Source organism: Acidovorax sp. (assembly GCF_027492855.1).
Lineage (GTDB): Bacteria > Pseudomonadota > Gammaproteobacteria > Burkholderiales > Burkholderiaceae_C > Acidovorax.
Window position 1 is genome coordinate 89,468 of record NZ_JAPUDY010000027.1, and the last position, 13,901, is coordinate 103,368.

Annotated in this window: 14 protein-coding genes; 6 read left to right on the forward strand and 8 right to left on the reverse strand. The window is 67.1% G+C overall.

Features of this window, described 5'->3' with window-relative positions:
• Positions 1-5: 5 nt before the first annotated feature.
• Positions 6-1,079 carry an alpha/beta hydrolase gene (locus Q0105_RS05560; RefSeq protein WP_298209587.1) on the forward strand — a complete coding sequence of 358 codons (1,074 nt, stop codon included), beginning with the start codon at positions 6-8 and terminating at the stop codon, positions 1,077-1,079.
• Here the strand turns inward: Q0105_RS05560 and Q0105_RS05565 are convergent.
• Positions 1,071-2,003, reverse strand: a complete 933-nt coding sequence (locus Q0105_RS05565) for a LysR substrate-binding domain-containing protein (protein WP_298209589.1) — start codon at positions 2,001-2,003, stop codon at positions 1,071-1,073. The two genes, Q0105_RS05560 and Q0105_RS05565, sit on opposite strands and share 9 nt — an antisense overlap.
• A gap of 165 nt (positions 2,004-2,168) precedes the next feature.
• Between Q0105_RS05565 and Q0105_RS05570 the strand changes: the two genes are divergently transcribed.
• Positions 2,169-2,573, forward strand: coding sequence for a tautomerase family protein (locus Q0105_RS05570; RefSeq protein WP_298209591.1), 405 nt, complete (start codon positions 2,169-2,171; stop codon positions 2,571-2,573).
• Between the two features lie 18 nt (positions 2,574-2,591).
• Here the strand turns inward: Q0105_RS05570 and Q0105_RS05575 are convergent, their stop codons facing one another.
• From Q0105_RS05575 to Q0105_RS05595, 5 genes are all read right to left on the reverse strand, one after another.
• Positions 2,592-2,873 (reverse strand): cytochrome c, encoded by a 282-nt coding sequence (locus Q0105_RS05575; RefSeq protein WP_298209618.1) that lies wholly within the window; start codon positions 2,871-2,873, stop codon positions 2,592-2,594.
• Positions 2,874-3,201: 328 nt separating this feature from the next.
• Positions 3,202-4,410 carry a sulfite oxidase gene (locus tag Q0105_RS05580; RefSeq protein ID WP_298209621.1) on the reverse strand — a complete coding sequence of 403 codons (1,209 nt, stop codon included), beginning with the start codon at positions 4,408-4,410 and terminating at the stop codon, positions 3,202-3,204.
• 82 nt (positions 4,411-4,492) lie between these two features.
• On the reverse strand, positions 4,493-5,071 hold the full coding sequence (locus Q0105_RS05585) for a hypothetical protein (protein ID WP_298209593.1): 579 nt from the start codon (positions 5,069-5,071) through the stop codon (positions 4,493-4,495).
• A 3-nt stretch (positions 5,072-5,074) separates the two neighbouring features.
• Positions 5,075-5,617 carry an RNA polymerase sigma factor gene (locus Q0105_RS05590; RefSeq protein ID WP_298209595.1) on the reverse strand — a complete coding sequence of 181 codons (543 nt, stop codon included), beginning with the start codon at positions 5,615-5,617 and terminating at the stop codon, positions 5,075-5,077.
• 324 nt (positions 5,618-5,941) lie between these two features.
• Positions 5,942-6,862 (reverse strand): helix-turn-helix transcriptional regulator, encoded by a 921-nt coding sequence (locus tag Q0105_RS05595; protein ID WP_298209597.1) that lies wholly within the window; start codon positions 6,860-6,862, stop codon positions 5,942-5,944.
• 65 nt (positions 6,863-6,927) lie between these two features.
• On the opposite strand from Q0105_RS05595, the gene Q0105_RS05600 reads away from it, so the two are divergent.
• Both Q0105_RS05600 and Q0105_RS05605 read left to right on the forward strand, forming a co-directional pair.
• On the forward strand, positions 6,928-8,199 hold the full coding sequence (locus Q0105_RS05600; RefSeq protein WP_298209599.1) for an MFS transporter: 1,272 nt from the start codon (positions 6,928-6,930) through the stop codon (positions 8,197-8,199).
• Positions 8,200-8,326: 127 nt separating this feature from the next.
• The gene (locus Q0105_RS05605; protein WP_298209600.1) at positions 8,327-8,839 is read left to right on the forward strand and encodes a DUF1993 family protein; all 513 of its coding nucleotides are present in this window, start codon (positions 8,327-8,329) and stop codon (positions 8,837-8,839) included.
• 25 nt (positions 8,840-8,864) lie between these two features.
• Here Q0105_RS05605 and Q0105_RS05610 read toward each other — a convergent pair whose 3' ends face one another.
• The gene (locus Q0105_RS05610) at positions 8,865-9,338 is read right to left on the reverse strand and encodes an Lrp/AsnC family transcriptional regulator (protein ID WP_298209603.1); all 474 of its coding nucleotides are present in this window, start codon (positions 9,336-9,338) and stop codon (positions 8,865-8,867) included.
• A 204-nt stretch (positions 9,339-9,542) separates the two neighbouring features.
• On the opposite strand from Q0105_RS05610, the gene ggt reads away from it, so the two are divergent.
• Both ggt and Q0105_RS05620 read left to right on the forward strand, forming a co-directional pair.
• Complete coding sequence (ggt, locus tag Q0105_RS05615; protein ID WP_298209604.1) at positions 9,543-11,420, forward strand: gamma-glutamyltransferase; 1,878 nt, start codon at positions 9,543-9,545, stop codon at positions 11,418-11,420.
• Positions 11,421-11,635: 215 nt separating this feature from the next.
• Entirely contained in the window at positions 11,636-13,015 is a 1,380-nt protein-coding gene (locus Q0105_RS05620; RefSeq protein WP_298209606.1) for a hypothetical protein, read from the forward strand.
• Positions 13,016-13,322: 307 nt separating this feature from the next.
• Here the strand turns inward: Q0105_RS05620 and Q0105_RS05625 are convergent.
• On the reverse strand, positions 13,323-13,901 hold a 579-nt coding region (locus Q0105_RS05625), incomplete at its 5' end, for an NADP-dependent isocitrate dehydrogenase (RefSeq protein ID WP_298209608.1).

Here is a 13,901-nt window from a genome sequence, read left to right on the forward strand (position 1 = left end):
CGCCGATGTTGCACGCCGTGGCGCACCGTTTCGTCACAGCAGCCCCATCGCTAAAGGCCAGCCCCGTGCTGGCCTTTTTCATGGGGGCGCGGCGGTGGGCTGGGCGGGTGGCGCTGGCCGCAGCGGTGGGCGTTGGGCTTGCGGGTTGCGCCGTGACGACGGAGTCGGAATCGTCCACCACCCCCACAGCGCCCACCAGCGCTTTTCAACCCATCGCGCTGCCCGGCGAGGGCGGGGCAAGCCTGTGGGCCCTGCAGCGCAGCGAGCGCGTGGCGCCCCTGCGCTACCGCGTGATCGTGGTGCCCGGCTCGGGGTGCGCGGGCTTGGGGCCGTTTGCCGACCGCTACTTTGCCGGGCTGCTGCACGCCCAGGTGCTGGTGCTGCACAAACCTGGGGTCGATCCCGAAGCCCGCACTGCGCCTGCCGATTGCGCGCGCAGCTTTGTGCAACAAGACCGCCATTCCACCTGGCTTGCCCACGCCCGTGCGGCCCTGCGTGCCGACGCCCAACAACGCCAGGGACAGCCTGCGCTGCCGCAGTGGCTGGTCGGTATCTCAGAAGGGGCCGAACTGCTGCCCGCGCTGGCCCCCGAGGTGCCGCACCTGGCGGGCCTGGTGCTGCTGTCCGCCAGCGGGCTGGACCCGCAGGAGGCCGGTGCGCTGCAAGCCCGCCGCCTGGGGGTGGAGGGCGATTGGGCCGCGCTCGCGCAGATGGTGGCGGGCACCCGGCCCGACAGCACCGTGGTGCAAGGGCGCAGCCTGGGCTACTGGCGCGACCTGTGGAACTGGCCGGTGGCCAAACCCCTCATCAACGGCCCCTGGCCTCTGCTGCAGGTATGGGGCGGCAACGATGCGCTGGTGCCTGCCGCTGCCTATGCGCGTTTTGCAGAGCGGGCCTCGGTGCGCACCGCGCCCTTCTGTGTGCGGCGGCTGGACGGCGCAGACCACGGCCTGCAGCGCCGCGTGGCCGGAGGGGAGGGCGTGGACGGCGTGCAGCAGGTGTGGGCCTGGACAGAACAGTGGGCACGTTACCCTGCGCATCCCCCGGCCGCCGGGTTGTGCGGGCCGTTGTTACCGTAGTTTGGCGGCTGTAGGCGGTGCCGGTGTGGCCGCGGCCTGTGCCTGCAGCCAGGCACAGAACACATCCAGGCGGTGCAGCGGGCCACCAGCGCGGCGGTGCAGCACGTAGTCGTAGCCCGAGGCCACAAACCCCAGCGGTGCCACCAGGCGGCCCGCCTGTATGTCGTCCATCACCAGATGCCAGGGGGCGATGGCGATGCCCAGCCCGCGCACGGCGGCCTCCAGCGTGAAGTAGTAATGCTCAAACTCCGGGGCCGCCTGCGGTGGTGGCGGCACGGTGGCGCCTGCTGCGGCGCCCCACATGGCCCAGGCGTTGCGCCGCGTGCGGGTGTGCAGGCGCAGGGGCTGCAGGGCCGGGTCGGCCAGGTCGGCGGGCTGGTGCAGCGCCATCTGCTGCGCCAGTTCGGGGCTCAGCACCGGGCCCAGGTGTTCTGGGAACAACCGCCGTTGTTCCTGGTGGGCTCCTTGCGCCTCGGTGGCCTCTTCGGCGGTGATGGCCAGGTCGCCCTGCAGGGGGGGGGCATCCGGGCCGGCGTCGGTGGTGCGCAGGCGCACCTCGATGCCTGGGTGCCGCGTCTGGAAGTCGAACAGCCGGGGGATCAGCCACTTGACGGTGAAGGTGCTGAAGCAGGCCACGTCCAGCGGGCCCTGGCTGTGGTCGCTGATCTCGCGCACGGCGTCGGCGATGTGGGCAAACGCGGTGGTCAGCACCGGTTGCAGCACATGCGCTGCCGGGGTGAGGGTGGGGCGGGCCTTGCTGCCGTCAAACAGGGGCACGCCCAGGTGTTGCTCCAACTGACGCACCTGGCGGCTGATGGCGCCGGGCGTGACCGACAACTCGTCTGCCGCCGCCGTCATGCGGCCCAGCCGGGCGGCGGCCTCGAACGCGCGCAAGGCGCTCAGTGGGGGGAGGCGGTGGCTCATCTATGTGATTTTATGGCACATAGATGCGGAAAATTCATCGCTTTTCAGATCACAAATTGATAGCAACAATCGTTTTTCAATAAAGCGCTACTAGGCAAATTTGTCTGAAATGTAGAGCTTGCTGCTCATTGAATTATTTAACTTGAAAGAACATAGGAGAAGCCCATGCCTTTTATCCGCACCAACGTCCCCCACGACACCCCTGCTGCCACGCGCGATGCCATCGTGCAAGGCATCCACCAGGCGCTGGTGGACGGCATCGGCATGCCGCCGGACGAGTTGTTCAACATGGTGGCGGGGTATGCGCCCGGCGAATTTGCCTGCAGCCCCACGTTCAACGGCGTGGCCCGCTCCGACCGCGTGGTGGTGGTCGAGATCACGCTGCGGCGCGGGCGCAGCGATGCGATGAAACGCGCCCTGTACGCCGCCATCGCGCACAACCTGCAGGCCACGGCAGGCGTGGCCCCGGCCGATGTGTTCATCTTCATGCACGAAAACGACTATTCCGACTGGTCCGTGGGCCACGGCCGTTTTGCGATGGACCTAGCTCAGAACCGGGCCACCGCCTAGTTCACCAACGGGGCTTGCCTATTTGCCGCCGCGGCTGGCTTTGGAGACATACAGCGCCAGCGCTGCGATCTGTGCTTCGGTCAAACTGGATTTGAAGGACGGCATGCTGCCCACGCCGTCGCGCAGGGCCTTGGCCACGCGGCTGGCTTCGGGCTGCAGTTCGTCCAGCACGGGGCCCACGGCGCCCTCGGCACCTGCGTCCTTGAGCGTGTGGCAGATGGCGCAGGCGGGGGTGGCGGTGGTGAAGAGCTTTTTGCCCAGGGCCATTTGGGCGGCGTCGTCGGCAGCGTGGGCCGCCATGCCCGCCAGACCGGCGGTCAGCAGCAGTGCGGGCGCCGTCAGGACGCGCAGCCGGTGGAACAGGGGAAGGGCTTGGCGGGTGGGGTGCATGGTTGTTTTTGGAGAGAAAAGAAGAATGATCAAACGATGCGCGGATTGCGCAGCTGTGCAAAGGAGAGGGAAGGGGAGAAGACGTTGAGCGCCCTGGCGATTCATCCGGAGTGGGTTCGATCCATCCAACCCGTTCGGGCTGAGCCCGTCGAAGCCTCGCGCGGCGCTTCGACAAGCTCAGCGTGAACGGATGGATGTTTTTGAATGCCGCCAATCCATACCAGGGCGCCCAGCCTGCTCAGGCCACGGTGACCGTGACCGCGTGGTCGGCCCAGCTGGTGTTGTTGTAGCCCCGCAGGTTTTCAACGCGCGCCTCGGGCTGCGTGTTGCCCGCGGTGTCGGTGGCGCGGCTGACCAGCATGTGGTTGCCTGCGGGCAGGCGCGCGGCCAGGGCGAACTGGCGCCAGGCGTACTTGCCCAGGTCCGGGCCGATGAAGCGGGCCTGCTGCCAGGTTTTGCCGCCGTCGATCGACACTTCCACGCCCTTGACGGCGTGCACGCCGCCAAAGGCCACGCCGAAGATCTGCACCACGCCGCCAGCGGTCAGCGTGCCGTCTTCGGGCAGCGGCGAGTTGATCCAGGACTTGACGCCCATCTCCTGCACCGAGGGCATGCTGGGGTCGCCCTTGCCGCCCAGGGGCGCCAGGCGGTAGCCGTGCGACATGATCTTGGCGTCGCTTTCGTTCTCGGTAAAGGCAACCTGCTTGACGTACTTGATGTTGTTCACGCCCTGGAAGCCCGGCACGATCATGCGCAGGGGGCCGCCGTGCGCCAGTGGAATCGGCTCGCCATTCATCTCCCAGGCCAACATGGCGTCCTGCCGGGCGGCGGCGGCCACCGAGCGCTCGACGATGATGCTCTTGGGGTCAATGCCGTCGGGCAGCTTCTCGCCGCCCGTGCTGGTCATGTAGCGCATGCCTTCGACCACACCGCCCAGCGCCTCGACCACGGCGCGCATGGGCACACCGCTCCAGACCACGCAGCCTGCGGCGCCCACCGTCCACTGCGTTCCGCTGGGCTTGCTGGGGAAGAAGGCGCGGCCGTTGCCCGAGCATTGCAGCACCATGGTGACGGTCTCCAGGCCCATGGCCTTGAGCTCGCGCAGCGTGAGCTTGCGCGGGTTCTTCACGCCGGTCACGTTCACTTCCCAGGCGTCGCGGTCGGCAACGATGGAGGCGTCGGGCGTTGGCAGGTTGTTGCGCAGGTAAAGCTGGTTGCTGGGCGTGATGGCACCCGTGCCGAAGGCGCTGCGTTTGGTCTCCACGGTGGAGGCGCTGTGCACGATGACGTCGGCCGGATTCTTCCAACTGACAGCGGCGGGCAGCGGCTTGGCGGCGGCAGCCTGCGCGTGTGCGCCCCGGCCCCAAGTGGCGAGGCCGACACCGGCAAGTGCGGCAGCGCTGCCGGTGAGCAGGCTGCGGCGGGGCATGGTGGTGTGGGAAGCAATGGTCATCGTGTCTCCTTTGGGTGAGTGAGTCAGGGTTGGAAAGGGATCGTCGCCAGGCGGGGCGGCGTTGCTACGTTGTTATCTACTGCGCGGGCGGTGCCAAGGCGTTTTGCGCCACGGCCAGCGCGGCTTTCTTTTGCGCCACCAGCACCAGGGGCTTGCCATCGCGCGAGGCGATCACGCGCCAATACACATTGCCCCACCAGCCGCCGCTGTCCTCGCGCAGCATGACGGGGGCGTCGAAGGCGAACACGGTGACCATGCCGCCTTTTTCGAAAAACGAGGTGAGGTGGTAGGCCAGGTGGCCGTTGATGTCGCAGGGGCGCATCAGCTGCGGGTAGCCCGGCACGGCCTGCGCATCGCCCAGCCCCAGGTGCTGGAGCAGCGTGGATGCGTCCATGAACTCGCCGCGCAGGGTGCGCTCGTAATACTCGTGCTCGATGGCGCCGCGCACCAGGGCAGGCGGGCGCATGGCCAGCACGGCGCTGGTGCCGGTGGCGGCCAGCAGCAAGGCCACCAGGCTGCCGCGCACGCCGCGCCGCGCCAGAAGCGGCGTGTGGCGAAACAGGTGCTGCGGGGGCTCGCCGGGGTCGAAGGCCAGCGCCAGTTCGGCACGGGCCCGCAGGTCGAAGCTGCTGTCGGGAGGGCGAAGATCAGGCATATGTCAGACGCTGCGTAGCTTGGGCGCCGTGTGCGGCGATGGGGGGGAGGATGCCGGCGCGGGCCGCAGCGCGGCCTTGAGCGCCTCGCGGGCCCGCGCCAGGCGCGACAGCACGGTGCCGGGCGCCACTTCCAGCGCCTCGGCCATCTGCGCGGTGGGCATGTCGTCAAAATAAAACAGCACCAGCACCTCGCGGTGGATGGGGGCGATGCGTGCCAGCGCCTTGACCACGTCGAGCTGGTCGTCCAGGCTGTTGTCGTCGTGCACGGCGCTGCCTGGCTCGATGGCGGTTTCGTCGTCGAGCGACTGCAAGGGCGGTGGCGCCATGTGGCGCAGCGCGTGGCGCCGCATGATCTGGAACAGCCAGGCGCGCGCCAGCGCCGGGTCGCGCAGCTGCTTGCGGTTTTTCCAGGCGCTGGTGAAGCAGTCCTGCACCACATCCTCGGCCTGTGCGCGCGAACCCGTCAGTGCCCAGGCACTGCGCAGCAGGAAGCGGTAGTGCTCACGCACCCACTGGTTGTAACGAGACTCCGAGGTCTGGATCATGCGTACAAGAGCAGCATGTGCGCCGATTTATTCCATCGCATGGGCGGAAAGTGCCCAATATTTGCCTGCAACGCAAGTTGCCAGTGCTGGAATGGCGGCTTGATCTTGTCAAGAATAATAGCTGCTTGCGCTTATTCCACGGGCGGTAAAACCTGTTTAGACGGCCAAAAGTACAGACAAACCCGAGTTTTCGCGAGTTCACGCGCCCGCGCCATGCCTGTGCAGGCCGTTTTGAGCCCAAAAAATGCGATGAAAACAGGGCCTGGCGCTTATATATCAAGCGCCAATAGCTATCATTTTTGAAGTGGCCAGGCATGGTGGCTGCTACGCCCCTTGCTGCCCCAAAAACCGCCCCGGCGGCTGCCCCACCGACTTGCGCACCATGGCGCTGAAGGCACTGGGGCTGTAGCCCAGCTCGGCGGCGATCTGGCCCATGGGCATGCGCCCGGCGGCCAGCGACACGGCCTTGGCCAGGATCACTTGCTGGCGCCATTGGGTGAAGGTGCTGCCCAGTTCCGAGCGGAACAGCCGGGCCACGGTGCGCGGGCTGGCGCCGGTGTCCTGCGCCCAGTCGGCCAGGGTTTCGTGGCGCGTGGGGTCGGCCAGCACGGCCTCGCACAGGTGGCGCAGGCGCTTGTCCTGGGGCAGGTCCACGCCCAGCTTCACGGCGGCGGCGCGGGCCAGCTCGTCGCGCACCAGGGCGCTCAGGTGCTGTTCGCGCAGCCGCTCGGCGGGCGTGATGGCGGGGCCGCCGTCGGGTGCGGTGGGCATCTCGCGCACCAGGGCGCGCAGCAGGTCGGACACCTCCAGCACCCGGCATTGGCGCCAGGCCTGGGTGGCCTCGCTGGCACGGTGGCCCTGGCCCAGCGCGCCAGGCCCGCACCGGCCGCGCGGCTGGTGGAAATACAGCGTGCGCAAATCGGCGTCTTCCACCATGGTCACGGCATGCTCCACGCCGGGCGGAATCCACAGCGCGCGCGAGGGCGGCACGATGTAGGTGCCGTGGCTCACCGTGAGCCGGATCACGCCCGTGGTCGAGATCGCCACCTGCGCCCAGGGGTGGCTGTGGGGCATGACCTGGGTGTCGGCGGCCAGCCAGCGCAGCTTGGCGCGCACCGGGCGCGCGGTGGTGGGCACGAACAGCTCGGGCGTGAGCGAGCCCACGTACGACAGCGCACGCGGCGTTCCGTGTTTTGGGCGGGGCACGACCTCGGGGGCAAAGTGCTCGGTGGCAGGGGTTGGCATGTTTGCGACAAAAGTTGTCTGCCTATCGTAAACCTGCCGAGGCGCATCTGCCTAAGATTCCACCCATGACCCTTTCTTCCCCCGCCAACGCTGCCAGTCCCGTTCCCTTGCGGCAGGACGCCCGCACCATCGGCCTCATCGGCCTGGCCCATGGCAGCTCGCACTTCTTTCACATGTTGCTGCCGCCGCTGTTTCCGTGGCTGATCGGCGAGTTCGGCTTTAGCTACTCCGAGCTGGGGCTGCTGGTGTCGGTGTTTTTTGTGATCTCGGGCGTGGGCCAGGCGCTGTCGGGCTTTTTGGTGGACCGCGTGGGTGCGCGGCCGGTGATGTTTTTTGCGCTGTCGAGTTTTGCGGCGGCGGGGCTGGCGGCAGGCACGGCGCAGGGCTATACCGGGCTGTTGCTGGCGGCGGCGCTGGCCGGGCTGGGCAACGCGCCCTTCCACCCGGTGGACTTCACCATCCTGAACAAGCGCGTGTCGCCAGCACGCCTGGGGCATGGCTTTTCGGTGCATGGCATCAGCGGCAACCTGGGCTGGGCCACGGCGCCGGTGTTCATGGCGGGCATTGCCACGGCCACGGGCTCGTGGCGCACGGCCTGCTTGTGTGGCGCGCTGCTGGCGTTGGCGGTGCTGGCCATCATGGTCTGGAACCGCGACGCCATCGACGACCGCCAGGGCGAGTGGGCGCACCAGGCCCACAAGGGTGGCGCGGCGGCCAAGCCCGAGCACCCCATGGCCTTCCTCAAGCTGCCCTCGGTGTGGCTGTGTTTCTCGTTCTTCTTCTGGAGCACCTGCGCATTGAGCGCCATCCAGAGCTTTGCCAGCCCCGCGCTGCAGACCATGTACGGCCTGCCGCTGAGCATCACGGCCATGGTGGTCACCGGCTACATGCTGTGTGGCGCGGTAGGCATGCTGGTGGGCGGCTTTCTGGTGGGGCGTGTGCAGCGGCTCGAGAAGATCATCTCGGTGTGCCTGCTGGGCTCTGCCGTGCTGCTGGTGGCGGTGGGCATGGGGTTTTTGCCCGGCATGGCGGCAGTGGTGGTGGCCTCGGTGGCGGGGCTGGGCACGGGCCTTGCGGGCCCCTCGCGCGACATGCTGATCAAGCGCGCCGCGCCGCCCGGCGCCACGGGGCGCGTGTATGGCACCGTGTATTCGGGCCTGGACCTGGGTTTTTGCCTGGCGGCCCCGGTGTTTGGCGCTATGCTGGACCACGGCATGACTTCGGGCATCTTCTACGGCTCGGCCGTCACGCTGGCGCTGAGCGTGGTGTCGGCCGCGCTGGTGGGTGTGGGCGTGGCGGCGCGGGCAGCCGCACGGCCCGTGGGGGCGGCCGCCTGACTGCTGCGCCAGGGGCTTTGTGCGCGCCCCAACGCGCGCGGCGGGCTTGTGTTGCAATCGCCGTGGCTACACGGCCCACCATTGCTTCCTCACTTCCAAACGCTCCCCATACCCCCCTAAAAAACCCATGACGCACTCCATCTACAACGCCAGCATCCCCGTTTTTCGCCAGATGCTGGGCTCGCTCAAGGACATCCTGGCCAAGACCGAGGCCCATGCCACGGCACGCAAGATCGAACCAGACGCGCTGCTGCAGGCGCGGCTGTTCCCCGACATGTTTCCGATGGCGCGCCAGGTGCTGATTGCCTGCGACTTCGCCAAGGGCATTGCGGCGCGCCTGGCAGGGGTGGAGGTGCCGTCTTTCCCCGACGCCGAGCGCCCCGGTTTTGCCGATCTGAATGAACGCATCAACACCGTGCTGGCGTTTGTCGAAAGCCTGCCCGAGGCCGCGTTTGCCGACGCCGCCACGCGCCAGATCACCATCCAGCCCGGCACGCCGCGCGAAAAGCAGTTTGTGGGCGAACACTACCTGCTGCACTACGGCCTGCCGCAGTTCTTCTTCCACGTGAACACGACCTACGCCCTGGCGCGCCACAACGGCGTGGAGCTGGGCAAGCGCGACTACATGGGCAAATACTGAAGCGGCGGACTCCGCGCGGCGGCCGCTACTGCGCGTAGTTCAGCGGCAGCGCGGTGGTGAACTTGAGCTCTTCCATCGCAAAGCTCGAACTCACGTCCGACAGCGCAACGGCCTGCGTGAGCCGTTTGTAGACCGCGTCATAGGCGCGGATGTCGGGCACCACCACGCGCAGTAGGTAGTCCACATCTCCGCTCATGCGATAGAACTCGACGATCTCGGAGATGTCCATCACCGCGTCGCGCAGGGTATCGAACCACTGCTGGTGGTGCTGGTTGGTTTTGATGGCCACGAACACCGTTACCCCCACGTTGACCTTGCGCGGGTCCACCAGGGCCACATGGCGGGTGATGTAACCCTTCTCGCGCAGCCACTGGATGCGCCGCCAGCAGGGGGTGTTGGAGAGGTTCACCGCGTCGGCCAGCTCGGCCAGCGGGGTTTCGGCGTCCTGCTGCAGCAAGGCCAGCAGTTGGCGGTCAATGGAATCCAGATTCTGTTTCATCGCTAATTGCAGAAATCGTTTCTCCTATTCGACGGCAACCAGGGCATAAAAGCAAAACAATTTTCTTGCCTGTGTCACATACTGGAAGGGCATTTCTGGCACGGAAACTGCGGCCCGCCTCCCATCGCGGTACGGGGTGTGCCGCACGCCGCACCTCTGTGGCCCGTTCTCCCTATTCCTGTCCTATTGTGAGGAGTTTCAGTCATGACGGCTTCTGTCTTTCGACGCAATCCCTACGCCACGGGCCTGAGCATTGCCGCTTTGGCCGTGCTGGCCGCTTGTGGCGGCAACGACGGCCCCACCCTTCCAGTGGCCATGCCCGAGCCGGTGGAGCAATACGTCCCGCCAGAGCCGCCGTCGGGCTATACCCCCAAGGCCATCAGCTATGCCAACAAGGACATGGTGTCTGCCGCCAACCCGCTGGCCGTGAAGGCGGGCGTGGAGATCCTTGCCAAGGGCGGCACGGCCACGGACGCCGCCATTGCGGTGCAGATGGTGCTGAACCTGGTGGAGCCGCAGTCGTCGGGCATTGGTGGCGGCGCCTTCATGCTGCACTTTGACAAGGGCGCCAACAAGCTGCTGGCCTACGATGGCCGTGAGACGGCCCCCAAGGCGGCCACGCCCAATTTGTTCATCGGTGCCGACGGCAAGCCGCTGGCCTTTCTGACCGCGGTGGACGGCGGCCTGTCGGTGGGCACACCCGGTGTGCTGCGCATGCTCGAAGCCGCGCACAAGGCGCACGGCAAGCTGCCATGGAAGGACCTGTTCGAGCCCGCCATCAAGCTCAGCGAAGAAGGTTTTGCGATCTCGCAGCGCATGAGCGTGTCCATCGCCGGGTCGGCCGCTCGCATCAAGGCCCAGGGCGAGCCCGGCGCCAGCTACTTTCTCAATGCCGACGGCACGGCCAAGGCCACCGGCACCGTCTTGAAGAATCCGGAACTCGCGGCCACGCTCAAAGCCATTGCGGCGGGCGGCGCCGACGTGTTCTACAAGGGCGATATCGCCAAGGACATCGTGGCCAAGGTCAGCAGCCACCCCACCAACCCCGGCAAGCTCGCGCTCGATGACCTGAGCGGCTACACCCACAAGGTGCGCGAACCCGTGTGTGGCGTGTACCGCGTGCAGTACCGCGTGTGTGGCATGCCCGCGCCCAGCTCGGGCGGCATTGCGGTGCTGCAGACCCTGGGCCTGCTGCAGGGTTTTGACCTGGCAGCCATGAAGCCCAACACGCTGGATTCGGTGCACGTGGTGTCCGAGGCCTACCGCCTGGCCTACGCCGACCGCGCGCTGTATGTGGCCGACCCCGACTTCGTGAGCGTGCCCCAGGCCGGCATGATCAATGCCGACTACCTCAAGGAGCGCGCCAAACTCATCAGCATGAGCAAGACCATCGGCACGCCCGTGGCGGGCACGCCGCCGGGGGTGAGCGGTGCCAAGGGGCAGGACAACTCGCTGGCCCTGCCATCGACCACACACCTGTCCATCATCGACAACGCAGGCAATGCCGTGTCCATGACAACGACCATCGAAAACGGCTTTGGCAGCCTGCAGATGGTGCGCGGCTTTTTGCTGAACAACCAGCTCACCGACTTCTCGTTCACGGCCACCGATGCAGCGGGCAACCCCATTGCCAACAGCGTGCAGGCGGGCAAACGCCCGCGCAGCTCCATGGCGCCCACCATCATCTTCAACGCCGCCTCGGGTGATGTTGAAGGCGTGATCGGCTCGCCGGGCGGCAGCGCCATCATCCAGTACACCGCCAAGAGCATTCTGGGCATGACGGACTGGGGCCTGAACGTGCAGCAGGCGATCAATCTGCCCAACTTCGGCGCGCAGACCAACGCCACCACGTCCATCGAAGCGGGCTCGGTGATCGACACGGCCGCCATCCGCGACGGCCTGAAGGCGCGCGGCCACACCGTGGCGCAGACCAGCAGCTTCACCAGCGGCCTGCACGGCGCGGTGTTCAATGGCCTGCGGCCCAACGGCAACGCGGGCCTGCTGGCACGCAACCCCGGCGCGGGCACCTATGCGGGTGGGGCCGACCCGCGCCGCGAAGGGATTGCCATGGGCAACAACTGAAGCGCGGCGATGTATTGATTGCTGGCCCTACCGGGGCCAGCGCGGGTGCATCGTGAGGCTGCCTGGGGCTCGACCGGGCAGCCTTTTTCTTTGGGAATTCCGTTTCTGACTTTGGACGTTGCCATGGGCCGGGTCTGTCCAATTGACGGACGGCAACACCGTTTTTACGATGCAGCGTGGCCCGGCCCACGATGACCCATTCAACGGAGACCCTTATGACTGCATTGCAGCCGCATTCCACCTGGCCGCGCTTGACGACGGTGGCCGCCGCCCTGGCCACGGCTTTCCTGGCCGCCTGCGCCCCGGTATCGACCCAGCCCAAGGCGGTGTCGGAAGCCGCACCCGCCGCCACGCCATGCCCCAAAGACATCACATCCATCGCCCGCTGCCTCTCGGGCCAGGACTCGGCCGGGGCCTACTACATGATCGCGGTGCCCCACCAGTGGAACCGGCACCTGGTGCTGCATGCCCACGGCGGCCCGGCGCTGGGGGCGCCCCGGATGGAGCGATCGGTGCAGGACCTGGAGCGCTGGGACATCATGGTGCGCGCGGGTTATGCCTGGGCGGGCAGCAGCTTTCGCCAAGGTGGGGTGGAGGTGCGCGCAGCGGCTGAGGACACGGAGCGCTTGCGGCAGATTTTTGTGCAGCAGGTGGCCCAGCCCCAGCGCACCATCCTGCACGGCCAATCATGGGGCGCCAGCGTGGCGGCCAGGGGGGCAGAGATGTTCCAGCGCACGGCCGATGGCAAGCGCCCGTATGACGCGGTGCTGCTGACCAGCGGCGTGCTCGCGGGCGGCACACGCTCGTATGACTTCCGCACCGATCTGCGTGTGGTCTACCAGTACCTGTGCAACAACCATCCCCGGCCCACCGAGGTGCAGTACCCGCTCAACACCGGCCTGCCGCGCGACTCGGCCATGGCGCAGGCCGACCTGCAGGCGCGGCTGAACGAATGCCTGGCGCTGAACAAGCCCGCGGCGGAGCGCACGCCCGAGCAGCAGCGCAAGGTCCAGACCATTGTGGACGTGATCCGCATCCCCGCCAGCTCCATCCAGGGCCACATGAACTGGGCCACGTTCCACTTCCGCGACGTGGCGCAGCACCGCACTGGCGGGGCCAGCCCTTTTGGCAATCGGGGCGTGGCCTACAAGGGCTCGCCGGACGACGCGGCACTCAATGCAGGCGTGCTGCGCTACCGGGCTGACCCACAGGCCGTGGCGCGCTTTGGCGAGGACACGGACCCCACCGGAAACATCCCCGTGCCCGTGCTCACCGTGAAGGGCGTTGACGACCCCACGGCCTTTGCTGAGCTGGATGCGCAGTTCAAGGCCACGATGGAGAAGGCGGGCAGCAGCGCGCGGCTGGTGCAGACCTTCACGCGCCACAGCGGCCACAGCTACCTGAGCGACCCCACCTATCCCGCGCTGATGGCGGCGCTGCTGCGCTGGGTGGATGAAGGCGTGAAGCCCACGCCCGAGGGCATCGCCCAGCAGTGCCCGGCCTACGAGGAGGGGTTTGGCAAGGGCTGTGCCTTTCTGCCAGCCTACGTGCCTGCGCCACTCTCCAGCCGTGTGCCGGACCGCGAACGGCCGTAGGCAGGCTGGCGCCAGAGACACAAAAGCCCCGCTGGAGAGCAGCGGGGCTTTTGTATTTGTGCTATTGAATTAATAGCTGTTATCGCTTGTTGAATAAGCGCTAGAGGCCAATTTTGCCTGATGGGTGACCTGCCTCAGACTTCACACCCATAACCCCGTTCGGGCTGAGCCCGTCGAAGCCTTGCACGTACTTGGCAAGCCCTGGCTTCGACAAGCTCAGCCCGAACGGATGGATGAGAGGTGTCTGAGGTGTGTACATAGTCAGGCAAGTTGACCCAAACCTTCACTCATCCGCGCCGGTAGCAGGTTAGGCCGCCACGCTCTTCAGCGCCGCGTTCAGCGTGGCGCTGGGGCGCATCACGGCATCCAGCTTGGCGATGTCGGGCTGGTAGTAGCCGCCGATGTCCGCAGGCGCGCCTTGCACGGCGGCCAGCTCGGCCACGATGGTCTGCTCGTTGTCGGCCAGTTGTTTGGCCAGCGGGGCGAACAGCTTGGCCAGCGCGGCGTCGTCCGTCTGCGCTGCCAGCTCTTGTGCCCAGTACAGGGCCAGGTAGAACTGGCTGCCACGGTTGTCGAGCTGACCGGTCTTGGGCGAAGGGTTCTTGTTGTTGTCCAAGAGCTTGCCCGTGGCGGCGTCCAGCGTTTGGGCCAGAACCTTGGCCTTGGTGTTGCCGGTCTTGAGGCCCAGGTCTTCCAGCGACACGGCCAGCGCCAGGAACTCGCCCAGCGAATCCCAGCGCAGGTGGTTTTCTTCCACCAGCTGCTGCACGTGCTTGGGCGCCGAGCCGCCGGCACCGGTTTCGTACATGCCGCCACCGGCCATCAGCGGCACGATGGACAGCATCTTGGCCGAGGTGCCCAGTTCCATGATGGGGAACAGGTCGGT